Here is a 22,107-nt window from a genome sequence, read left to right on the forward strand (position 1 = left end):
GACCTGACGGACCGGGTCCGCTTATTTCTCGACCATTTCCTTCAACCACTTCCCGATGTCGGTGTTGTCGATCCAGCCGCTGAATCGCTCGGAGCCGGGGCCGTAGGCCAAAACTGGAAGCGCCTGCCCCGTGTGGTGGCCGGAGAACCATTGCAGCCTCAGCTCGCCGCTCGCGCCGGGAGGAGCAATCTGGAACGCGCCGGTCTCATGATCGCCGGTGAACACGACGAGCGTCTCACCGTTTGCTTCGGCATAGTCGAGAGCAACCGCCACAGCTTCGTCGAGTGAGCGGAGGCTGTCGAGCACGGCCCCGGTCTCGTTCTGATGACTCGCCGTGTCCGTCCCCTCGCTCTCGATCATCAGGAAAAAGCCGTCCGGATCACCTGCGAGCTGCTCGAGCGCATAACGAGTCAGAACGGGAAGCGGCGCTTCGGGATGATCGAGGTCGAGATCGTTGCCCGGAAACACCGCGAGCACCTTCCCGGGAGTCGGCGCGAGACCCGCGGGGTTTGTGACCGGCAGATATCCGAATCGATCCGAAATGTCGCCGATCGACGGGATCCCGTCGACTCCGAACTTCTCCGAACCGTTGCTGATCACCAGATCGACTCCGCTGGTCAGCATCTGGGGAACGATGCCGAGTGCGTCACCACGGTCGAGCGTATGGGATGCGAATGCCGCCGGTGTCGCATCCCAGAATCCCGTCGTGGTGACGAGCCCCGTCATCATCCCACGCTGTTCGGCGATCTCGAGAACCGTCTCGACCTCCCGGCCGTCCGGAGTCACTGAAAGAGCGGCGTTGGTCGTCTTGATCCCCGCTGCCATCGCCGTGGCGGCAGCCCCCGAATCGGTCACGCTCGAGCTGGCGGAGTGGGTCGTGACGAGCGCCGCACTCGTAAATCGCGGCAAGGTCGACTCCGATCCTCTCAGATGATCGAGGACGGTGAAATGCGTGGAGCCCATCCCGTCACCGATCAACAGAATGATGTTCTTCGGTACCGCCTCGTCAATCGACCGAACCGGTGCGCGATCCGCCGTACGGCAGTTTCCCAGAAAAAGCGGAATCAACAGGAGCAGACTGAGTTTTCGCGTCATCATTCCTCCGAGGCATCGCGATCATATCGAAGGGGTCCCGGAAGTTGAGACTCCTCCGCGCGAGTCGAAAGGAGTCAATCGGACAAGAGCTTGCGTCAGGGACTCGAGCGTGAAAACTCGCGGCCGGGGTTCTTCTGCCTCAATGTTTCCTCGGCCCACGGACCCTCGATCATCGCGACGGACCGCCCCTCGCGGTCGTGCGCGAGATTCACACCATAGTTCGGCCAGTCAATCTCTTCGGAATCCTCCGTTCCGTTCTGTGCGACGGGCCAGAGTGCGTATCGGAACGGCAGCCGGTCGAGAACGGTTTCCACTCCATATTCCGAAGACAGCCGCGACCGGATGAGGTCGAACTGCAGCTCACCCACCGCGGCGAGAATCGGGTCCCGGCGCATCGGATCCCTCAGGATCTGGATTGCGCCTTCCTCCTCGAGCTGACGAAGCCCCTTCTGAAAGCTCTTCTGACGATCGACCGATTTTGCCCGCAGAGTCGCGAACTGCTCCGGAGCGAAGCGCGGAAGCGGAGGAAAGCGCAACGGCCTTCCCTCGCAAACGGTATCGCCAATCACGAACAGACCCGGATTGACGAGCCCGACGACATCACCCGGGAAAGCCTCCCCGGTCGATTCCCGCTCGCGAGCAAAGATCCGATGAGCCCGCGGCAGGCGGAGCGAGCGACCGAGCCTCGGGTGCTCCACGGTCATACCAGTCTCGAAGCGGCCCGAAACGACCCGCATGAACGCCATGCTGTCGCGGTGCATCGGATCCATGTTCGTCTGGATCTTGAAGATGAATCCGGAAAATCGGTCGCTCACGGGATCGATCATCCCCTGGTCGCTCGCCCTGGGCATCGGCGGAAGCGCAAGGTCTCCGAGAGCGTCCAGAAATGCCCCGACCCCGAAATTGTTCAACGCGCTTCCGAAGTAAACGGGCGTCTGCCGGCCAGCTTCGAAGGAAGCTCGATCGAAAGTCGTTCCGGCTTCGCGCAACAGCTCGGCCTCTTCGCTCAGCTCCCGGAAGAGCCGCTCGCCGAGCTCCTCGCGCAGCCGTTCGTCACCGAGACTCGCGGGAATGATCGGAATGGCACGGTCCCCACGCTCACCCCGTTCGAATCGGAGCACGCGCTCGCCCTCGAAATCGTAGACGCCCTGGAACTCCGGTCCGGCACCGATCGGCCAGTTTCGAGGAACGGCCGACATCCCGAGCACCCGTTCGATCTCATCGAGCAGCTCCATCGGATCCCGTCCGGGCTGATCGAGCTTGTTGACGAAGGTGACGATCGGAACGCCGCGATCGCGGCAGACGGCGAACAGCTTGAGCGTCTGGGGCTCGACACCCTTGGCCGCATCGAGAACCATCACCGCCGTATCGACCGCCATCAGAACGCGGTATGTGTCTTCGCTGAAATCCTGGTGGCCTGGCGTATCGAGCAGGTTGAAACGGCAACCGTCGTGATCGAACTGGAGCGCGGTCGAAGTCACGGAGATCCCACGCGCCTGCTCGATCGCCATCCAGTCCGAGCGTGCATGCTGCTGTCTCGCCTTGCGGCGCACCGCTCCCGCAAGATCGATCGCTCCCGCGTACAGCAGCAGCTTCTCCGTCAGAGTCGTTTTCCCGGCATCCGGATGCGAAATGATCGCGAAGCAGCGCCGCCGCGCCACCTCCTGCGCAATCCCGGATGGCGGTTCGTGTAGATTCATCGTCTCCATACTGACCGTGTGCATAAACATCCGCGCTCGAACCCGATTCCCCGGAAGTCCGGGGTTGACCGTGGCGGGGAGCAACGATCCTGCTAATCTCCAGCGCTGATGAAGAGATCGGACTTCAGCTACGAGCTCCCGGCAGAGCTGATCGCCCAGACAGCCGGGGAGCGAGGGACGTCCCGGATGCTGGTGGTACGGCCTGAAACCGGAGCGCTCGAGCATCGTTCGATTGTCGATTTCCCGTCCGAGCTCAATCCGGATGACCTCGTCGTTCTGAACGACACCCGGGTCATCCCCGCGCGCCTTTTCGCGGATCCCCTCCCCGGAATGGAGAGGCGGATCGAGATTCTCCTCGCCCGCGATCGCGGCGACGGAGTCTGGGAGGCGTTGGCGAAACCGGCCCGACGCATCGGCGAAGGTGACGTGCTTCGATTCAGCGCAGACCTGACTGCCCGAGTGATCACGAAGCTCGACCGGGGGCGGGTCGTCGTCGCATTCGAAAAGACCGCGGAAGAGCTACTCTCCCTTATCGAGACCGTCGGCCGCGCCCCGCTCCCCCCATACATCCGGCGCGACGCGACCGACGCCGACCGCGAGCGCTACCAGACCGTCTACGCCTCCGCACCGGGTGCCGTCGCCGCCCCGACCGCGGGTCTTCATTTCACCGACGACATTCTCGCCGCAATTCGTAAGCGGGGCATCCCGATCGAACGCGTCACCCTCCACGTCGGCCTCGGGACCTTCCGCCCGGTCGAAGCCGAGAATATTCAGGATCACGTCATGGATGTCGAGCGCTTCGAGATCCCGGAATCGACTGCGGAGGCCGTGCGGCGGGCGAAGGCTGCCGGAGGACGGGTCGTCGCGATCGGAACCACAACCGTGCGCGCCCTCGAGAGCGCCGCGGACGAAGAAGGCCGGCTGAGTCCCGGCAGGAGCGAGACCGGCATTTTCATCGTTCCGGGATACTCGTTTCGAGTCGTCGACGCGCTGCTCACCAACTTCCACCTGCCGGAAAGTACGCTCCTGATGCTCGTCTCCGCGTTCGCGGGGGTCGAGACGATCCGCCACGCCTATCGGGAGGCGATCGCCCGGCGCTACCGTTTCTACAGCTACGGCGACTGCATGTTCATCGAGAGGGGCGGGAGTTAGGAACTTTGCTGCGAGCTTGCGCGATGCAACGTTCGAACGGGAGGGCGAGCCTCTGGCGAGCCGCGAGCTGGCGGGATTGGATGGCCGACGGCAAACCTGCCCGGATGGTTGCGGGTTTCAGGTTCGGTTTCGAGGATCGCGGCTCGCCAGAGGCTCGCCCTCCCGGTGATGAGACTCGATTCAGCAAGCTCGTCACGGTGCGGCTCAGCAGGAGCTTCGCCCTCCCCTGCGTTTCAACACGTTGTACTTGAAGGGGATTGCCCACCTGCTCCATCCGGGCCGGAATCCTGCTATCGTGTAAATTATGGAGCCCGATCCCGAAGATCGAGAGCTGGGGAGTCTTCTCAGGCGGTACGAGGAGCATCGAAACGCGCTCAGGAGGCTCTCCGCCTCCGCGCCTGACGGTCGTCTGGCACGGAGATACGAGCGCTTCATCGAGGATCTGAGTCGCACCATCGACTACCTGGTCGATCTTCAGGTCGATGACGAGACCGACGATGGCTGGGAAGCCGAGGAGGACGATTCCGATACTATCGCCGCGCCCCCACCGGAGCAGCAGCCTCGAGCCGACGACTTCGAAACGATGAACATCAAGCGTTGGAACGAGCCGCTCGTGCACGACCGGACCCAACCAGTCCCGGAGGAGACGCCCAGCCGGACACGCAATATCCCGATGGCGGTGATCCTCATCGCGATCGTTGCACTGATCTCCGCTCTGATCTGGTGGTCGGCGGGAGACCAGCCGGGGGAGCAGCCTGCAGTCGAGGAGTCTGAAGCGCCGGCGGTCATCGAGGAAACCCCGGAGCCCGTCCCGATGACGATCTCGCCGGCCGATTTCGATTTCGGCACCGTCCGCGAAGGCACCCGAGCCTCTCACCAATTCACCGTCACCAATGCCTCCGACGCCCCGATCGAGATCGAGTTCGAACGATCGAGTTGCCGTTGCCTCTGGTATCAGCCGGGCTCAGCGATACCCCCCGGCGAGTCGGGCGAAGTCGCGATCACGATCGATGGTTCGAGAGTGGAACCCGGTCCTCTGACCGAAACGGTCGTGATCCGCAACAAGCTGAATCCCGAGCTGACGGCCTCGGCCGTCGTCACGGCAGAGATCGTCGGAAGGAACTGAGCTCCCGTTTGAAGATCTACATCGGTCAGATCAATCCGACTGTCGGTGCCATCCGATCGAACGTCGAAAAGATTCGATCAACCTACCGCGACGGTACAGCCGCCGGGGCCGATCTCGTCGTCGTGACGGAACTGGCCGTAACGGGTTATCCACCGCGGGATCTCCTCGACAAGCGTGTCTTCGTGGATGCCAGCGTCGCGGCCCGTGACGAGCTCGCGGCGTCCACCGGAAAAACCGCCCTCGTATTCGGCTGCGTCACCTGGAACGACGAGCACGACGGCAAGCCCTTCCGCAACACGGCAGTCGTCGCCAGCGAAGGAAAAGTCGTGCATGAACAGCATAAATCTCTCCTCCCGACGTACGATGTGTTCGACGAGCTTCGTTACTTCGAACCGGCGTCCTCCGTGACGACCGTGGAGATCGCAGGAAAACGAACCGGCGTCCTGATCTGTGAGGACTTCTGGTTCGACGACAAAGTGTTCGGCCGCCGTCTCTACGAGAGAAACCCGGTGCGCGAAGCGGTCGAAGCCGGAGCCGAGCTCCTGATCAATATTTCCGCGTCACCCTTCAACGCCGGAAAGAAAAGATCGAGGCGCGGGCTTTTTTCGGCCATCGCCAGGAACAACGGAATTCCGCTGCTCTACGTCAATCAGGTCGGCGGCAACGATGAGCTGCTCTTCGATGGGTCGAGTCTCGTTTTCAACGAATCCGGCGAGACGGTCTTCTGCGGGCCTTCATTCAGAGAAAGCGCCGCTCTGGTTCCGTTGGACGGTCCGCCCTGCGACTCGATCGCCTCACTGTCGCTCGAGGAAGAGATCGCCGAAGCGCTCACGATGGGACTTCGGGACTATCTCCACAAAGTCGGCTTTTCGGATGTCGTACTGGGCCTCTCCGGAGGCATCGATTCGGCAGTTGCTGCCGCGCTCGCGGTCCGGGCGCTGGGCCCGGAGCACGTCACCGGGATCGCCATGCCTTCGCGGTTCTCTTCGCAATCGAGTATCGACGATGCCCGCTCACTCGCCGAAAACCTCGGGATTCGATTCACGATCGTTTCGATCGACGACATCTTCGAGAGCTACCTCCGGCGTTTCGAAGAGATGTTCGAGAATCCCGACTTCGGGCTGACCGAGGAGAACGTTCAGGCGAGAATACGAGGCAATCTGCTGATGGCCTGGTCCAACGAGAATGGGTCGATGGTGATCGCGACGGGCAACAAGTCGGAGCTCGCGGTCGGCTATTGCACTCTCTATGGGGACATGTCCGGAGGCCTCTCGCTCATCGGCGACGTCTACAAGACGATGGTCTACCGGATCGCGCGGTGGCTCAACTCGGACGGCGCGGTCATCCCGGAGTCCTCGATCGTCAAGCCGCCGTCGGCCGAGCTCCGCCCTGATCAGACGGACCAGCAATCTCTTCCCCCTTACGAGGTTCTCGATCCGATTCTGGTTCACTACATCGAAGACTGGCTCGAGGTCGACGAAATCGTCGCAAAGGGCTTCGATCCGGCCGTCGTCGAACGGATTGTCAGAATGGTCGACGGCAACGAGTTCAAACGCCGTCAGGCTGCCCCTACACTGCGGGTATCGTCGAAGGCCTTCGGAAGCGGCCGGCAGATGCCGATCGCTCAGCGCTGGAGAGGCTGAGCAGGATCACTCGGTGCTGCTTTCTCCACCAGGCGAGATTCGAGAATCGAGAGGTGCCGCAGAAAGCGCTCCCGCCTGAGCCGCTCGGCCTCAGCGATCGCTTCGGGATTCGCATCGCGAAAGGCTCGTCGCAGAGGCGTGGACTCGAGAACCAGCATCCGGAAATTGCGATACCAGCTCAGATCGCGGCGCATCAGACGCCCACTCTCGTACTCGATCGTCGGCCGGTCGTCCCGGTGAGGCGCGACATCCCTGGTGATTTTTTCGACCCCGAACGGATCGAGAACGAGCATACTCGCGAGCTCGGCTGAACCGTCGACGCCGATCTCACCCAGTTGCGACGCCGCCTCGCCCTTCAGCTGAGCGCCCAGCTCAGCGAGGGGTAAAGGACCCGGCGACATCTTTCCGATGACGATCGTGAACGCGTTGAGCGTGTCCGGTACGTACCAGACGGTCGTGTCCGGAAAAACCTCCCGGAACGCCGCGAGAATCTCGAGGTAATTTTTCGTCGTCATCGTATAGATCGGCAGCCACATCGAGACCACGCCGCTTTCCTCGAGCCGGTCGCGGCAGAGTCGGAAATAGTCGAGCGTGTAGAGCGAGCCGTTACCCGCAAAGCGCGGATGAATCGAGTCGGAGAGAATCACATCGAACTTCTCCGGGGTCGCAAGCACGAAGTTTCGGCCATCGTTAATGACCGTCTCGACGCGGGGATCTTCGAGAACCCCGTGATTCACACTCCTCAGATAGCGATCCGACGACTCCAGGACTTCGGGTGAAATCTCAGCGATGACGATCTCTTCGACGGGATGTCGCGAAACGGAGTAAGCCGTGCCTCCGCTGCCGAAGCCGATGTGAAGGACTTTGCGGGGATCCTCGTGAATCATCAGAGGAAGGTGGCCCTGCAGCATCTGGGTGCCGACCAGATCGCGGGCGGTGCCCGCCACGTTGACCCCATTCAGCTCGAGCCAGAGACCGTCGCCCACTTCCCGCAGGACCACGGTCGCGGAGGTGTCCTCGCGCATCATTCGGATCTTCGAGCGTTCGCCCTCGTAGATGCCGGCCGTGTAGATCACCGCGTCGCGGTCGATCAAAACCCAGCCGATCGAGAGAGCGCCGGCGGCAACGATCAGCATCGTCACCAGCGCTCTCCGCGTGGAACCGGCCAATCTTCCGGACGGAATGATGAGAAAGGCGGCGAGCATCATCGAGACCACGGCCGTTGCAAAAATCCCGTTCTGTGACCCTAGAGTACGAATCAGAAGGAAGCCCGCCGCGAGAGATCCCGCGATGCTTCCGAGCGTGTTCCAGAGATAGACCGAGCCGGTCGCCCTGCTCTCGGAATTCTTCGTGATGAGCTCATACAACAGGACCACGAGCGGAAACGTCGCGCCCATCAGAAGCGTCGGAGGGATCACCGCCGTGAGCACCCCTGCAAGAAGAACGAGAAACGTTTCCGCGTATCCGGTGGGTCTCACGATCTCAGCGAGATGGCCGAGAACATCCGACAGTTTCGTGAAGTACCAGACCTGGAAGGCGAGAACGACTCCGAGGGTCGCCTGCAGAGCCCCGAGAGCGGCGACCGGATGCGTTCTTGGCCATCGGGTTCGCGCGGCCGCACTCCCGAGGGCGATACCAATCAGAAATCCGAACAGCATCAGCGAGAACGCGTAGACGCTGCTTCCGAGGTGAAGCACGAGGATTCGCGTCCAGAAGATCTCGTTCGAGATCGCGACCATCCCGGTCAGAAAGGCGACCAGCAGAACGGCGCGGGCACCGAGTCCGTAAGCGGAGCCGATCTCTTCCTGCAGGGTCGCGGTCTCCTCCGCTCCGCGGGACGACGATCGGATGCGCGCAATCAGTACTGCGGCAACCGCCAGGACGAAGTTGGTCGCGACCGCGACGACGAGCGTTCTGACCAACCCGAGCCTCGGAATCAGAACGAAACCGCCCATTGCGACCCCTGCGGCGGCACCGAACGTATTGATCGAGTAGAGCGAAGCGATCGCGCGACCGCTGCTCTCGACTGCCTCCTCCCACCACCGGATCAGAACGGGAAGCGTCCCCCCCATCAGGATCGTGGGCGGAAGGAGAAACAGGCTCGACACGGCGATCCGCATCAGCGAGACAGCGCCGGGAGCGTCGGCCAGTGAGCTCCAGGTCGAAACATAGATCGCGTCGAGAAGCCTGAAAATCCACGGCGAGAACGCACCGATGACTCCGATGAAGGCCTCGACGACGGCATAGACGAGAAGCGGGGATCGGGACCGGAACCGCTTGCCGAAAATCCAGGCGCCGATTCCCAGTCCGCCGAGAAAGATCGCAACGAGCGTGGCCGTGGCGTAGACCGTGTTGCCGAAGACGTAGCCGAGATTTTTCAGCCAGACCGTCTGATAGAGCAGCGAGCTCGCACCGGAAAAAAAGAAAATCGCGGCCACCAGCACCCGCCGGCGCAATCGTCCCCGGTCGATCACGAAACAGCCTCTTCGCCTCTCCTGAGAGCGATTCCGAGATCGCTATCCTCTTCTTCCAGCACCGTGCGGAGATCGACGATCACCGAGCCTTCCTCAACGCGTGAGACGACGCCGAGATCGCGAAGCGTCGAAGAAACCGTGGTTTCGCGTCCAGCCTTCGCGAGACCTCTCGATTCGATCGACTCGTCAGGAGTCGTTCCTCCTCCGAGCACGGCCTTCGTCTCGATGAGCTTCCATTCCTCGAGACCCTGCCGCTCGACGATTCGCCGTCCTCTCTCTTCGAGCGCAGCGTTTTCTGCCTTCATCATCCTGTAGATCGGGATGCGCTCTTCGTGCGCCTCCCGGAGAAACTCCCGAAGGGTCAGCGTGACGATTGCAAATGTTTCTTTCCCCGGTCGGAAAGCCCTCATGAGCGGATGCCGGCGGCACCGTTCGACCAGTTCACGACTTCCGAGGATCAATCCTCCCTGGATCGCTCCGATGAGCTTGTCGGTCGAACAGGTAACGACGTCGGCCCCCATCCGCAACATCTCGCCGACCGTCTCTTCCCGGGAGAAGCCGTAACCGCTCAGATCGACCACCCGTCCGCCGCCTTCGTCGACGACCAGTGGAATATTCGACTCCCCGGCGATACCGATCAGCTCTCCAAGGCTCGGATGCTCGGTAAATCCGACAATTCGGAAATTCGAGGCGTCAACCCGCAGCAACGCTCCTGTTTCTCCCGACACGGCGTCTCTGTAATCCGCCGCACGGGTTCGATTCGTGGTACCGACCTCGCGCAGCCGGGCTCCTCCCTGACGGATCACGTCAGGGACACGAAACGAGCCGCCGATCTCGACCAGTTCTCCTCTCGACACGACGACTTCCCGTTCGGCGGCGAGGGCCGCGAGCACCAGCGTGACCGCCGCGGCATTGTTGTTGACGAGTATCGCGGCTTCGCACCCGAACAGTTCCTCGCAGATCCGTCCGAGATGGATCTGACGCGAGCCTCGGGAGGCAGATTCGATGTCGTACTCGAGGTTCGAGTATGAGGTCACGAGCCTGGCGGCCTCCGCCCAGATGGACGGATCGATGGGGGAACGGCCGAGGTTGGTGTGGATCAGAACCCCGGTGCCGTTGATCATCGGTCGGAGGGACATCGATGCCCTCGCCGCGAGGTCGCCCGCGACCCGAGCCCGGACGAGCTCGGCATCGAAGATCTCTCCATCGCTTCTGACCCGATCGAGCGCGCGCCTGATGCCCTCCACGACTCTCGATCTTCCGAAATCCTCGACCAGCGGCTCGTACGACGAAGAGGAGATCATCTTCTCGACCGACGGGATCCCCGAGCGCGAACGTCCTTTCGATCCCCGACTCCTCCTTACTCCCCTCGATTTTTCACTGGCCATAGGCTGGTCATCGTGGCCTTCGCGCCCCGAGTCGTTCGTGTATTGTATTGCCTTGTAGAGATGAGAAATCCAAAGCTCGAGATGCTGGCTCAGCTGGAGGAGAAGCTGCGCCAGCTCAAAACCCAATACGATATGTTTTTCGCCGGCTCCCGCCCCTTGCCTCCCACCGAGGACCGGAAGCGGTTCGAGACCGATCTTCGCGAGCTCGAAAAGTCGCGGATTCGCGACAATACGGTGCGGTTCCGCTTCAACAACCTGATGAATAAGTACACGATGATGCGGGAGCTGTGGGGACGCCGCCTTCGGGAAAAGGAAGAGGGTCCGGTCGACTACCGCAAGAGAGCCGCCGCCCTCAATATGGATGTCTCGGATCGACCCGATCGCTCCGCTGGCGCTCAGCGACGCGCGGAACGCGTAACTTCGACTGACGGCCGTTCGTACATCAGAGTGGAAGGCTCAGGAGATGCGGACCAGTTGCTCGAGCTTCACCGCGACCTTGCAGCGGCGAGCCGCGAAGCAGGAACACGCGAGATCACCGTGGGGCAGCTCTCAGCGATGATCGACACTCAGGTTTCCGGCCTTCGAGAGAAATACGGATCGGCCGACATCGGATTCAGGGTCGAGGTCGTCGACGGGAAGGTCAAGCTCAAAGCCAGACCCTTGCAGGAGAAACCATGAAATCCCGAATTGCCGCCATCGCAGTGATCGCCCTCTTCTCGGCAGGCTGCACAGCCTACCTCGCCGACCGCTTCGACGGCGATCCTTATGTGGATCCCTTCTGGGAGAAGTATCTCAATCCTGCCGAACCCCTCGATCGACGAATCACCGACATCCTCGAGGACATTCGGTCGAATGGCCCGAACCCGGTTCTTCAAAACGAGCTCGGCGCGCTGCTGGTCGAAAAAGGTTTCCCCAAGGACGCCGAGCGCGAGTTCCGGCGAGCGCTCCGGGAAGATGACCGCTACTACCCGGCCATGTACAACCTCGCTCTTTCCCGCCAGGCTCGTGGAGACGAGGCCGGCGCTCGGCGCGCACTTCGACGAACCCTTCAGGTGAAACCGGGCCATGCCGCGGCGCACTTTCAACTCGGCCTGTCGTACGAGCAGGAAGGACTGATCGAGCCGGCTCTCGAACAATACGAGAAGGCATATCGGATCAACGAGGCGCTGCTCGATCCGGGTGTCAATCCGAGAATCCTCGACACGGAGCTGGTCGATCTGGCGCTGCTGCGAATCTATCCGGCCGAGCACGTCATCAGAAGTCTCGCGTTCGAGAAACAGCCGTACTTTCCGGAAAGAACGGAGGCTACCGAACCCGCGCCATCCGACGTGCCGGAACCGGAGGAGATCGTGACGCCAGCCCCTCCTCCGACCGATCCGCAGTAGATCAGACCAACCGGTCCATCTCCGGGATCACACATCGGTAGCCCTCGCGGCTCAAACCGCCGACGACCGCGTCGATCATCTCCGAGCCGCGGAGCCCCGAAACGAGGTCCCCCTCGTGAAGCAGGACGATGGCCCCCGGTGCGACCTTTCCAACGATCCTTCGCCCAACCTGCTCCGGGGACTTCGAGACCGTGTCCCACGCTCTGGCGGTCCAGGCGACCAGCACCATCCGCTCCGATTCGAGAACCGGGTGTACGAACGGATTCTTCATCCCGACCGGCGCCCGGAAAAGAACCGGACGAGCTCCCAGTATTCGTTCGATCGCATCGTTGGCTCGCCGGATCTGTTCTCCGATCGCTCCCGGCGGCAGGCACCAGAAGGTTCCGCTGGGATGGGACCAGGAGTGGTTCCCGACGGAATGGCCCCGTTCAACGATCTCTCGAAGGAGATTCGGATGCGCGTCGGCCCTCTCCCCCTTGACGAAGAACGTCGCCCGCGCGCCATACGCGTCGAGAAGATCCAGCACTTTCGGTGTATCGTCGGGATCGGGTCCGTCGTCGATCGTCAGCCATACCTCTTTTTCATCGGAGCGAAACCGGCGGACCACCGGACCGAGGAGACGCGACGCCGGCATCAGAGTCGCCCATACGAGGATCGCATGCGCAACGAGCATGACCAGCAGCGACACCGGCCCTATGACCGGCCACAGCACGAGCGTCACCAGAGGCGCTGCAATGGCTGCTGTCAGGATGACGACTCGGATCGTCCCCTCCCTTTCGTGAATGCCGATTCCATGACTCGGACCATCGCATTCAGTATCACCGCACCGATATAGACGACCGCCACCCACCGCGCGACGGGCCCCCCGAACGCGACGAGAAACGCGCATACAGCGAGCATGAGGACCTGCTGAATCCGGCTCTGCAGGTCCGGCCTTCGCCGAAGATCGGTGTCGGCTCCCGGTGCGAAAATCCGGACCAGAAGAGTCCCCAGCGCAATGCTCGCGATCACCGCAAAGAGCATGAACGGAAGGGCGGCGACGAAAAGAATCACCGCCGAGACCATTCCGAGGCCGAAAGCCCTCGTGATCAGTTCCGTCAGCAGGACGTCGAGCACCAGGTAGAACGCAATCCCGAGAGTCCAGGCTTCGAGAGGATTGTGTCGGGGCCGGTCGGTCAGCATGACGACATCCGCGACCGGGTCGGAGCCGCAGCCAATGCCCAGCCGGGCAAGAGCTCGGAAGATCGCAAGGCGGCTTCGTACCGGATCGCAGACGCTCGTGATCACGTCCTCACCTCATAGAACGAGGCCCACTGATGCCACCATCGGGTCAGAATCCGTTCGAGAACTGCTGCCCATGAGCTCGCGGCGCGTTCGAGAGCAGGCTCCCTTCCGCCTTCCTCGGGGCGCGCCACATGAATCGGATCGAATGCGATCACCCGGTACCGATGGAGCCCGGATCGAACGACGAAGAGGGGAATGATGGGAACGCCGGCCACCAGGGCGAGCTGGAAGGGCCCCGACGGGATCGACCATTCACATCCGAAGATGGAGACCATCCGCGATGCGACACCCGGATAGCTGCGGTCTCCCTGAATGGCGACGATCTCCCCCGCACGCAACCGGTTGAGGAGCTCGATCCCCATCGACTCCGGACTCAGGTTGTAGGCGACCGAGAGACCGTCACCGCCAAACGTCTTGCGCTTTTCTCTCGCGAGCTCTTCGGTTCTTCGGTCGACCTCCGGCAAGCGGACCACCGAAAGACGCCGGCCTGTTCGCTCGGTGAAGATATAGGCCCCGAGATCGTAGTTGCCCATGTGCGCGGTCAGAAGAATCGCACCGCCTTCGATTCTGGAGAGGGCTTCGAGCTGATCCTCCCCTTCGATCTCCCAGTCGACCGGCTCTCGCCTGTCGATGAACGACCAGGTATCCGTCATCGACCACGAGAAGTTCCAGACCACTCGCGCTCCACGAAAGAAGTTCCGGACCGGCTGCTCTGGAAAAATGATCGCGAGATTTCGCGTCAATCCTCTTCGTCCGCTCGACCACGCCAGGTAGAAGGCCAGCGAGATCCAGACAATCGAGATCGGCATGAGCCACGGAGGGAAGTTGTTGACGCCCCAGAAATGCAGCTTGCGCCAGAAAACACTCCGAACCGACAGAAAGCGAAGCCAGTTGCTCATCCGGCGTTCATGTCCTCGAGAGCGCCGGATTCCTTCGCGACGTCGGGCCAGAGAGCTTCGAAAAGCTTCGACGAGAAGAGCCGGTCGTCGCCGTGGTAGGTCGGGACGACGAAGGGCGGAAAGCGAGCGAAGATTTCACGGTCGGAGACACGGCGCTTCGCCTGAACCCGTTCACGCTTATCCATGATCCGGTCATTGTTGGCGAAGAACCACTCTACCGCCCGGAACTGCATCGCCGTCAAAGGATCGTCGATTGTCGCCTTACCGGATTGCGTCGACTTTCCTGAGTCAGGGGCATCGAGCGGCGGCCGGGAAAGCAGGCCCGCCCTCGCGTTTCGTTCGGTCGAGTAGCGATGGAGACGATGAAGCAACGTCAGGAAAATCGGGCCTGACAGCCTGCCGAGCATTTCGTCGTCCAGATTCTTCACGACCATCTGAATCGCATTCCTCTCGAAAAGCACCCCCCTCTCGAATGCTCCCAGCCGGTTGCTCGTAGAGGACGATCGATGCCGAACCACCGCCGCAGGGTTCCAGACCGTGCGGTACCCCGCCTGCCACGACCTCCAGCCGAAGTCGACGTCCTCCAGATAGGCGAAGAAGTCGTCGTCGAAGCCGCCGAGCTCCAGAAACTCCCGTCGCCTGACCACCATGTTGCCCCCGCACGCAAAAAAGAGCTCCGTTCCCGGCTCCGGCTCGTCAATTTCATCGAGAGAGCGACCGTAGCCCGGCTGGAAGCCATGACCATCGAAGGTCATCACGCCGCGTACGAAATCGGCTTTCGTTCCGCTCGGATCGACGATCTTTCCTGCGGCTGCCACCACGTCAGGATCGGAGCCGGCGAGCGCATCGAGCGACGCTCCAATCCAGCCGGGCTCCGGGATGGCGTCGTTGTTGAGGAGGATCAGCAGATCCGCGGCCGACCGTCGTGCCGCTGCCATCACGCCGCCCGTGAAGCCTCGATTCTCTTCCAGCCGAATGACACGCACGGTCGGAAATCTCCGATGGACCATCTCCTGGATTCCGTCGGTCGAACCGTTGTCCACGACCGTGATCTCGACGTTTTCACGCCGCCCTTCGCCGGCCCCGGTCTGCAGAAGACAGGCTTCGACCGCCCGGATCGTGTCTTCACGACCATTCCAGGAAACGACCACGATCTCGGCCGCTGGGGCGCTCAGAGGATGCTCCTCAATTTCCGTCGGACTCGCTGGCCGACAGTCAGCGGAATCCTCATATCGGGAAACGCCGAGGCGATCCGCTTCGTGCGATCGACCGCGGGCTTCCGGAGAAACCGGAGCAGCGGCTCGGCAAGAGCCGGCCACTGATACTCCCTGACGAAATCCCGCGCCCCCGCGCGCAGCCTCTCCATTTCCGACGGACTGTTCAGAATGTCGATCAGCACTCCCGCCAGGTCATCGGGATCATTCGACGGCACGCTGACGCCGGCGCCGAATCGCGTCAGAATCGCGTCGGTCTCGGGAGCAGAGCTCGAGACCACCGGCAGCCCACCCCAGAGATAGTCGAGGATGCGGGTCCGGTAGGAGAGGTCGGTCTCCAGCGAGCGGTCGAATGTCAGCAAAGCGAGCTGGTGGCTCGCATACAGGGCCGATCGTTCCTCGTAACGAACCCATGGAAGAAAGTCGATCACGGCCTCGGCGCCGCTTTTCCGCACTACCGATCGCGCCTCCTCGAACCTCTGCCGTGGCGCGTCGGGATTCGGATTCTCGAGAAAGGTCAGCTTCGTGGACGCTCCTCGACGATTGGCCCGCATGACCGCCTCGATCGCGAGCTCCGGACGGTACCAGTCGTAGACGGAGCCGAAGAGCACCCGGTGCTCCCCGCTTCTCTCTCTCTGGAGCTCTACCGGCCGGGGAACGCCGAACGGAACGATCGCGAGCAGATTGTCGAGCCGGGGAGAGCCGTTGAATCTCTCGGGATTGATTCGTCCCGTTGCGGAGAGCATTCCGGTATAGAACATCTTCTGCGTCTCCGAGGCGCAAAGAAAAAAATCCCCCCGGCGAAGAGACCGGAGAATCGTCTCGTAATCGTGACTGAAGGCATCGGGATGTGCCTCGGCGTAGTGAAGATTCTCGATGAAGTAGGGGTCATAAAGATCGATGACGAGCGGTTGGGTGGAACCATGTTCCAGGACGTCGTTGACCGCGTGACCCTGTGTGTAGATCGAGTCTGAACGCCGGGATTCAACGTCGAGATTCTCTGCGGAGGAGACGACCGGACGCCACGGTCCATCCGGCGCCCCGTCCGGACTGGCCAGCACGACTTCGATTCCTCCGTCGGTCGCGGCCTTCGCCAGTTCGAGGAACCTGATGCCGATCCCGGCGGGCGATCCCGACCTGAGCTTCTCGGGACAGACGAAGAGCGATCTCATTCGCGTCCGATACCCTTCAGCTTCTGGAACAGATCGTGAGCGCGCCAGGCTTTCGTGCCGCGCATCTGGTCGATGAGCGAATTGAGCCGGGAAATCTCATTGAACTGCGCCTGCATCGTCCGGTCGCGATCGTCCATGGCGTCGGCGAATCGTTTCCGGTCTGCCTCCACTCGAGCCAGCTCTGCGCGAAGTGTTCGAACTTCTCCTTCCAGAGCAAATCGGCGAGTTTCGCTTTCCTGGAGCCGGCCCCCGAGATGGTGTGCGTTGGCAGCGGCGGTCTCGTGAGATTCCCTCACTCTGGACGCGAGGGTCCTGGTTTCCTGCTCGAGGTGTCGCGCCCGCCCCGATTCCGTCCAGCCGATCGATTCGAGCTTCTGCCGGCGTGCGTGCTCGGCGCTGATGTACCGGGCCAGCACCCGCAGATCGATGAGCTCCTCGTGTTTCTGCCACACCGCGAGTTTCGCATCGAGAAATCGATCGCTGCCCGCACCTGCGCCGAGGATCGCCGACCCGATATTCTCAATGTGCCGGATCTCACAGGTGATCCGCGGAATCCGCCTCAAGGGCCCTCTTCGTGACAGGCGAATCAGAAAATCCCAGTCCTCGAAAAGATCGAACGCCGGATCGAACCCCTTCAGATCGAGATAATCGTCGCGCCGCATGAGAAGCGTCGGCAACGGAATGTAGTTGTCGAACAGCAGTGCGTCGGGATCGTAGTCGCGCGCGTACGTCCTGAGCGTCTTGTCGCGCATGAGTCTCCCGGAGGCTTCCATCGACCAGAAGGCCGAGAGCGCATCCGAATAAATCGCGACCTCTTTTCCGTCCCACTCCGATCCGAGCTCGTCTATGTGCTCCGGATAGTGGAGATCGTCGTCGTCGAGAAACATCAGGAAGCCGGTGGCAGCAGAATCCACCCCGATGTTCATCGCCACGCTGCGTCCACGGCTTTGTTCGTTCTCGACCAGGCGGACGCGATTCCGGGACCCGATCACGTCGCGTGGCGATGCACCGCCGTCGTTCACCACGACGATCTCGCTCGCTGGCGTCCCGAGCCGGATCGAGTCGAGAGCCTCGCGAAGAAGATCGAGCCGATCTCGGGTCCTGACGATCACCGAGATGTCCAGCGGATCCCGGAGAACGCGGATCTCGGGTTTCGGCCCGAGCTCATCGATCAGCCCGCTCCACGGCATCGAGGCGAGGTCTCCCACAGAGATCAGATGAAAGGCTTCGACGAATCGCACGTCCGATCCGAGAGTGAGCGCGCGATACTGGGCGAGTCCCCTCGCGAACCACTCGTAGTCACGGTGGCCTATCTGCGACTCGTGCGCCCGTATGGCGGCGAACTTTTTCTCGGCGACTCCGGTGATGTCGACCAGCACATTCGGACGGAACGGGACCGAAGTCTCGTAGAAAGCGACGGATGCGGACCCGAGCCGGGGGAGCGAATCGGGTACCGCGACGAAAATCCTCCAGAGCACTCGGGCGACCGCGCGGTGATCCGGATGGATGTCGAGCGGGCTCGGGACGAGAATGAGATCGGGCGAAAGCTCCTCGATGATCTCCCGCAGCTCGGTACGAAGAGAATCGGATGCCCCGGCCACCCCCCTGTCGGAATAGCCGAGAAAGCGGGGGGAGCCGGTGATCCCGATTGTTGCGAGCCCCCTTGCCATTTCGGAGGCGCGAACGTGCTGTCCATCTTCGCCGGCTGCCGCCGACCCATCCGTCACCGCGACCACCGAGATTTCCTTCTCCTCCGCCGCGGCGAGAGCGAGAAAGCCACCGCAGCCGATTACCTCGTCATCGGGGTGAGGTGCGAGCACGAGGATCTTCTGACCTGGCAGCGTGCCGGCCTGGAACGGAAGGTGCTCATTTTCCTCGCTTCGCATTCGGGTCGAATTATCTCGTATGCATCAGACCTTCGGAATCGCTCGATGAACAACAGCTCCGCGAACCTCCCCGGGGGGGCCGCGTTATAGGATACTTTGCGGCACGACGACACCATGACCACGTGGGCTCAAGACCAGAAGACGAGCGACGAACTCATCGAGTTCCTCACTCGCCTCGCCCGGACTCTTGCAAACGCACAAACGCCGGCTGACGCTTTCGATACGGCTTTCGTCCAGATTTCGTCACAGATCCCGGTAGGCGTCGCGGTCGCGGTCATCCTCGAGCAGAATCTCAGCATCTATCTCTCACGGAACCCCATAGTCAAAATGGAGGAGAAGGGGCTACTGGACAGGATCCGCGATTCCCTGATCGCGACCGTTCATCTTCCGTTCAATACGACCGAAGCGTTCGTGGTGACCGATCGCGCCAGTCTTCAGGGGCAACACGGGGGCGAGCCGATCGCGGCGGCTACGGAAACGATTCTCGAGATTCAAGGCTCGATCGCAGGGATTCTCGCGATCTACCGTTCCGGGCCTCCGTTCGACGAGACCGAAAACCGGATCCTCGAGCTCGTCTCCGGCATTCTGTCCGTCGCAATCGCCGGAATTACCGCCAGGGGCCAGCTCCAGCAGCTCGCCGACATGGACGAACTGACCGGCGTCGGAAACAAACGCTCGTTCAGGAACCGCCTCGTCTCAGAGGTCGACCGAGCTCAAATTTATAACGTACCTCTATCGCTGATCATGTTCGACATCGATGATTTCAAGGAAATCAACGACGTTCAGGGACATCTCATCGGAGACGTCGTGCTCTCCGAGCTTTGTGGCTGCATCAAGGAAACGCTCCGCCCCACCGACTTTTTTGCGCGATTCGGAGGAGACGAGTTCACGATCATTCTTCCCCACACTGACCGCGCGGGCGTGGCATCCGCGGCGCAGCGCGTGATGGAGAAGGTGAGAGAACTGAGGATACCAACGGATGACGGCGCCTTCCTCACCCCGACGGTTTCTCTCGGAGCTGCAACCCTCGAAGGGAAGGAAGACTACAAGTCGATTCTCAAGCGCGCCGATGATCACCTTTACGAGGCGAAACGAAGCGGCAAGAACCGGACGAGCATGTGAAACGTCTGATCGCGGCAAACTGGAAGATGAATGTTCCTCCGGAGGGAATCGAAGCGTGGTGCCACGCACTGACTTCGCTGCGGTTCGATGATCGGGAGATCTTCGTCGCTCCTCCGTTTCCTTTTCTCAGCCAGATCGTCGACAACCTCGGCACGAGTGGAATCGCGACCGCCGGCCAGACATGCTCCTGGACCGAACATGGAGCGCTCACCGGTGAGGTGTCCCCCGGAATGATCCGGGCCACCGGGGCAAAAGCAGTCCTCGTCGGTCATTCGGAACGACGCGCGTCCTTCGGCGAGAACGATTCGATCGTCGCCAGGAAGCTCGTTGCAGCGGCGTCCGGCGGCCTCACCCCGATTCTCTGCATCGGCGAGACCGCGGATGAGCGGAGCGAGCAAAAGACCGCAGCCGTGCTCGAACGACAGCTCGAAAGCGTCATTCCCTCGATCGATTCGCGCGGCACCCGGCTGGTCGTTGCATACGAGCCCGTCTGGGCGATCGGCACGGGAGAGAACGCGACCCCGGATCAGGTCGCCGAAGCTCACGAGCTCATCGCACGGCTTCTCGGCAGCCTCGGCTGGACCGATGTCCCGATACTCTACGGCGGAAGCGTCAAGCCCTCGAATGCCGGCGAGCTCGCGGCCGTGGACCAGGTCTCGGGATTTCTCGTCGGTGGAGCCAGCCTCAGCTCGCAATCGTTCATCGAGATCATCCGAAGCACCTGACACGGGAAGAAACCCCTCTCGGGGCGCGTTAGGCTGGCTCGTAGTTGATCCGGAGTTTACTTTCGAATGGTTGCTTTCCTTGTCGCAGTTCACATCATCATCAGTATCCTTCTGATTCTCATCGTCATCATGCAGCCCGGAAAGGGTGCAGATCTGGCCGGAGCATTCGGTGGCGGAGGGTCCCAGACGGCCTTCGGTGCGCGCGGAGCGGCAACGCTGCTTCACAAGCTGACGGTCGCGTTCTTTGTACTTTTCATCCTGACGTCCGTGGCCCTCGCGGTTCTTCAGGCCAGACCCAGAGCGTCCGTCATGGAGAACCAGCCGCCGGTTACGCAGACCCAGCCGGCCGCGGTCGAGCCGGACGCTTCGGAAACGCCAGCGGTCCCCGTCGAAGCTCCACCGGTCGACCCCGCGGACGAGCAGTAAGAGCATTTCAGGAGTACGTCAGCCCAAGTGGCGGAATTGGTAGACGCGCACGTTTGAGGGGCGTGTGGCTTCGGCCGTGCCGGTTCGAGTCCGGCCTTGGGCACCACTCACCAAACCCGTCCTCACTGCAGGTGCAGCCAGGACCTCAGCGTCGCGATCTCATCTCGAATCTTGCGTGCATCCTCCGCATAGGGCGCTGACCGGAGATACTGTTCGAGATCCTCCACCGCAGCCTCGTAATCGTGGAGCCGGACTCGGAGCAGCCCTCGCTCACGAAGTTCCCACGGGTCCCGCTCGTCGAGAATCAGAATCCGGTCGATTGCCGCAACGGCCGCCTCGAAATCCCCTTCCGCCAGCCGGATCGCCTTGATGTGTGAGAGCAGCCGGCCCAGAATCTCCCGATCAGAAAAGGACCGGAGGTGATGCTCCCGCAATGAGACTCCGCCCCCATAGAGCCGGTGAAGAATCTCCTCGCACTCCCCCCGAGTCAGCACTCGCCCCTCGTCCTGCGGATCGATCAATACCTCTCCCCACGGCCCCGACAAACGCACCAGCGTCAGACCGGGAAGTGCCACGCCGGTCGATGTAAACCCCGCCGAGCGGCAGACTTCGATGTATACGATCGAAAGCGCGATCCCGAGCCCGCCATGCCGATCGAGTACTTCGTTGAGGTACGTGTTGCGAGGATCCCAGTATCCATCCTCGGCGTGAAAGCCCTCCTCGTCGAAAAGCAGCCGGTTGATCTCGCTGACGAAGCGGTCGAGATCATGGGAGCCTTCCGTTCGATCGCGTACCACCGCTCCCCACTCGCCCAGCACTCCGCAATAAGTCGCGACGTCGATCCCCGGGTACTCTTCCTGAGCGATGACGAGAGCCGCCTCGGAAAGCCACGCCTCCCCTTCGCGCGCGACCATCAATTCCCGGAAACGCTCCCGTGCAGCGGCAGGATGCGTCAGTAACCGTCCATCCGTCATCACCTACCCCCTTCCTGCTGGAACGTCCGGATGGTAGCTCTCAAATCGTCCTCGATCGGGAGTTTTCTGTTCTCTGACCAGGAGTAGAGCACAGCGATGACCTTCCCTTTTGCCACCAGTTCGTCGGTCGGGAAGCGCCGAATCTCGGAGACAAAGTCGAACGACGAGCTCCGGATCTCGCCGATCCTGACGAGGATATCGATGTCGTCGGCGAGGGAGAGCTGGCGGAGGAAGTCGCATTCGGCGTGAGCCACGATGAACTCGACGGATTCGGGGCCGGGCCGGGTCTCCCCTCGCAGCGTGAGCCAGTACATGGTTCGAGCCCACTCGAAGTAGCTGAAAAAGACGGCGTTGTTGACGTGTCCGATGCCATCGAGATCGCGCCACCGCACCTGACAGGGAACTCTGAACCAGCCGTTCTCCCATCTCGCCTCTCTCATCC

20 protein-coding genes and 1 tRNA gene are annotated in these 22,107 nt (G+C 61.8%); 9 read left to right on the top strand and 12 right to left on the bottom strand.

The window, feature by feature from the left end; translation table 11 throughout:
- Positions 1-21: 21 nt before the first annotated feature.
- Together KY459_12865 and KY459_12870 are read right to left on the bottom strand one after the other, a co-directional pair.
- Complete coding sequence (locus KY459_12865) at positions 22-1,095, bottom strand: alkaline phosphatase (GenBank protein MBW3565609.1); 1,074 nt, start codon at positions 1,093-1,095, stop codon at positions 22-24.
- A 95-nt stretch (positions 1,096-1,190) separates the two neighbouring features.
- A complete protein-coding gene (locus KY459_12870; GenBank protein ID MBW3565610.1) occupies positions 1,191-2,804 on the bottom strand; it encodes a peptide chain release factor 3 in 1,614 nt (537 codons plus the stop codon).
- 99 nt (positions 2,805-2,903) lie between these two features.
- On the opposite strand from KY459_12870, the gene queA reads away from it, so the two are divergent.
- The 3 genes from queA to KY459_12885 all read left to right on the top strand — a co-directional run bounded on the left by queA (position 2,904) and on the right by KY459_12885 (position 6,716).
- Positions 2,904-3,947, top strand: coding sequence for a tRNA preQ1(34) S-adenosylmethionine ribosyltransferase-isomerase QueA (gene queA, locus KY459_12875; protein ID MBW3565611.1), 1,044 nt, complete (start codon positions 2,904-2,906; stop codon positions 3,945-3,947).
- 304 nt (positions 3,948-4,251) lie between these two features.
- Positions 4,252-5,073, top strand: coding sequence for a DUF1573 domain-containing protein (locus KY459_12880; protein MBW3565612.1), 822 nt, complete (start codon positions 4,252-4,254; stop codon positions 5,071-5,073).
- Positions 5,074-5,081: 8 nt separating this feature from the next.
- On the top strand, positions 5,082-6,716 hold the full coding sequence (locus KY459_12885; GenBank protein MBW3565613.1) for an NAD+ synthase: 1,635 nt from the start codon (positions 5,082-5,084) through the stop codon (positions 6,714-6,716).
- On the opposite strand, the gene KY459_12890 is transcribed toward KY459_12885, so the two are convergent.
- Both KY459_12890 and selA read right to left on the bottom strand, forming a co-directional pair.
- Positions 6,698-9,190 carry a fused MFS/spermidine synthase gene (locus KY459_12890; GenBank protein ID MBW3565614.1) on the bottom strand — a complete coding sequence of 831 codons (2,493 nt, stop codon included), beginning with the start codon at positions 9,188-9,190 and terminating at the stop codon, positions 6,698-6,700. The two genes, KY459_12885 and KY459_12890, sit on opposite strands and share 19 nt — an antisense overlap.
- Complete coding sequence (selA, locus tag KY459_12895; GenBank protein MBW3565615.1) at positions 9,187-10,494, bottom strand: L-seryl-tRNA(Sec) selenium transferase; 1,308 nt, start codon at positions 10,492-10,494, stop codon at positions 9,187-9,189. Before selA ends, KY459_12890 begins: the two co-directional genes overlap by 4 nt.
- 144 nt (positions 10,495-10,638) lie before the next feature.
- Here selA and KY459_12900 point away from each other — a divergent pair, with 144 nt between their 5' ends.
- Entirely contained in the window at positions 10,639-11,256 is a 618-nt protein-coding gene (locus tag KY459_12900; protein ID MBW3565616.1) for a hypothetical protein, read from the top strand.
- Positions 11,253-11,963, top strand: coding sequence for a tetratricopeptide repeat protein (locus tag KY459_12905; protein ID MBW3565617.1), 711 nt, complete (start codon positions 11,253-11,255; stop codon positions 11,961-11,963). Before KY459_12900 ends, KY459_12905 begins: the two co-directional genes overlap by 4 nt.
- A 1-nt stretch (position 11,964) precedes the next feature.
- Here KY459_12905 and KY459_12910 read toward each other — a convergent pair whose 3' ends face one another.
- Genes KY459_12910 through KY459_12935 form a run of 6 tightly spaced genes read right to left on the bottom strand, consistent with a single transcriptional unit; the run spans position 11,965 to position 18,418 of the window.
- Entirely contained in the window at positions 11,965-12,684 is a 720-nt protein-coding gene (locus tag KY459_12910; GenBank protein MBW3565618.1) for a polysaccharide deacetylase family protein, read from the bottom strand.
- A 23-nt stretch (positions 12,685-12,707) separates the two neighbouring features.
- Entirely contained in the window at positions 12,708-13,250 is a 543-nt protein-coding gene (locus KY459_12915; protein MBW3565619.1) for a hypothetical protein, read from the bottom strand.
- Positions 13,247-14,146, bottom strand: a complete 900-nt coding sequence (locus tag KY459_12920; GenBank protein MBW3565620.1) for a lysophospholipid acyltransferase family protein — start codon at positions 14,144-14,146, stop codon at positions 13,247-13,249. The genes KY459_12915 and KY459_12920 overlap by 4 nt, the downstream gene beginning before the upstream one ends.
- Positions 14,143-15,297 (bottom strand): glycosyltransferase family 2 protein, encoded by a 1,155-nt coding sequence (locus KY459_12925; protein MBW3565621.1) that lies wholly within the window; start codon positions 15,295-15,297, stop codon positions 14,143-14,145. The genes KY459_12920 and KY459_12925 overlap by 4 nt, the downstream gene beginning before the upstream one ends.
- A gap of 20 nt (positions 15,298-15,317) precedes the next feature.
- Complete coding sequence (locus tag KY459_12930) at positions 15,318-16,532, bottom strand: glycosyltransferase family 4 protein (protein ID MBW3565622.1); 1,215 nt, start codon at positions 16,530-16,532, stop codon at positions 15,318-15,320.
- Entirely contained in the window at positions 16,529-18,418 is a 1,890-nt protein-coding gene (locus KY459_12935; GenBank protein MBW3565623.1) for a PIG-L family deacetylase, read from the bottom strand. Before KY459_12935 ends, KY459_12930 begins: the two co-directional genes overlap by 4 nt.
- 114 nt (positions 18,419-18,532) lie before the next feature.
- Between KY459_12935 and KY459_12940 the strand changes: the two genes are divergently transcribed.
- The 4 genes from KY459_12940 (at position 18,533) to KY459_12955 (ending at position 20,797) form a co-directional block, all read left to right on the top strand.
- A complete protein-coding gene (locus tag KY459_12940; GenBank protein ID MBW3565624.1) occupies positions 18,533-19,540 on the top strand; it encodes a GGDEF domain-containing protein in 1,008 nt (335 codons plus the stop codon).
- 26 nt (positions 19,541-19,566) lie between these two features.
- Entirely contained in the window at positions 19,567-20,265 is a 699-nt protein-coding gene (tpiA, locus tag KY459_12945; GenBank protein ID MBW3565625.1) for a triose-phosphate isomerase, read from the top strand.
- A 66-nt stretch (positions 20,266-20,331) separates the two neighbouring features.
- Positions 20,332-20,691 (top strand): preprotein translocase subunit SecG, encoded by a 360-nt coding sequence (gene secG / locus KY459_12950; GenBank protein ID MBW3565626.1) that lies wholly within the window; start codon positions 20,332-20,334, stop codon positions 20,689-20,691.
- Between the two features lie 21 nt (positions 20,692-20,712).
- Positions 20,713-20,797, top strand: a tRNA-Leu gene (locus KY459_12955).
- 16 nt (positions 20,798-20,813) lie between these two features.
- Here the strand turns inward: KY459_12955 and KY459_12960 are convergent.
- The gene (locus tag KY459_12960) at positions 20,814-21,665 is read right to left on the bottom strand and encodes a tetratricopeptide repeat protein (protein ID MBW3565627.1); all 852 of its coding nucleotides are present in this window, start codon (positions 21,663-21,665) and stop codon (positions 20,814-20,816) included.
- Positions 21,665-22,105: an acyl-CoA thioesterase gene (locus tag KY459_12965; GenBank protein ID MBW3565628.1), complete on the bottom strand. Its 441-nt coding sequence runs from the start codon at positions 22,103-22,105 to the stop codon at positions 21,665-21,667. The genes KY459_12960 and KY459_12965 overlap by 1 nt, the downstream gene beginning before the upstream one ends.
- Positions 22,106-22,107 lie beyond the last annotated feature (2 nt).

It is taken from the genome of Acidobacteriota bacterium (assembly GCA_019347945.1).
Classification (GTDB): Bacteria; Acidobacteriota; Thermoanaerobaculia; order Gp7-AA8; family JAHWKK01; genus JAHWKK01.

What these genes read in the sequence shown, in the direction of transcription:
- KY459_12865 (MBW3565609.1), bottom strand. Translation starts at nt 1,095, where the DNA reads ATGACGCGAAAACTCAGTCTGCTCCTGTTGATTCCGCTTTTTCTGGGA.
- KY459_12870 (MBW3565610.1), bottom strand. Translation starts at nt 2,804, where the DNA reads ATGGAGACGATGAATCTACACGAACCGCCATCCGGGATTGCGCAGGAG.
- queA (MBW3565611.1), top strand. Translation starts at nt 2,904, where the DNA reads ATGAAGAGATCGGACTTCAGCTACGAGCTCCCGGCAGAGCTGATCGCC.
- KY459_12880 (MBW3565612.1), top strand. Translation starts at nt 4,252, where the DNA reads ATGGAGCCCGATCCCGAAGATCGAGAGCTGGGGAGTCTTCTCAGGCGG.
- selA (MBW3565615.1), bottom strand. Translation starts at nt 10,494, where the DNA reads ATGATCTCCTCTTCGTCGTACGAGCCGCTGGTCGAGGATTTCGGAAGA.
- KY459_12900 (MBW3565616.1), top strand. Translation starts at nt 10,639, where the DNA reads ATGAGAAATCCAAAGCTCGAGATGCTGGCTCAGCTGGAGGAGAAGCTG.
- KY459_12905 (MBW3565617.1), top strand. Translation starts at nt 11,253, where the DNA reads ATGAAATCCCGAATTGCCGCCATCGCAGTGATCGCCCTCTTCTCGGCA.
- KY459_12920 (MBW3565620.1), bottom strand. Translation starts at nt 14,146, where the DNA reads ATGAGCAACTGGCTTCGCTTTCTGTCGGTTCGGAGTGTTTTCTGGCGC.
- KY459_12930 (MBW3565622.1), bottom strand. Translation starts at nt 16,532, where the DNA reads ATGAGATCGCTCTTCGTCTGTCCCGAGAAGCTCAGGTCGGGATCGCCC.
- KY459_12935 (MBW3565623.1), bottom strand. Translation starts at nt 18,418, where the DNA reads ATGCGAAGCGAGGAAAATGAGCACCTTCCGTTCCAGGCCGGCACGCTG.
- KY459_12940 (MBW3565624.1), top strand. Translation starts at nt 18,533, where the DNA reads ATGACCACGTGGGCTCAAGACCAGAAGACGAGCGACGAACTCATCGAG.
- tpiA (MBW3565625.1), top strand. Translation starts at nt 19,567, where the DNA reads ATGAATGTTCCTCCGGAGGGAATCGAAGCGTGGTGCCACGCACTGACT.
- secG (MBW3565626.1), top strand. Translation starts at nt 20,332, where the DNA reads ATGGTTGCTTTCCTTGTCGCAGTTCACATCATCATCAGTATCCTTCTG.
- KY459_12960 (MBW3565627.1), bottom strand. Translation starts at nt 21,665, where the DNA reads ATGACGGATGGACGGTTACTGACGCATCCTGCCGCTGCACGGGAGCGT.
- KY459_12965 (MBW3565628.1), bottom strand. Translation starts at nt 22,105, where the DNA reads ATGAGAGAGGCGAGATGGGAGAACGGCTGGTTCAGAGTTCCCTGTCAG.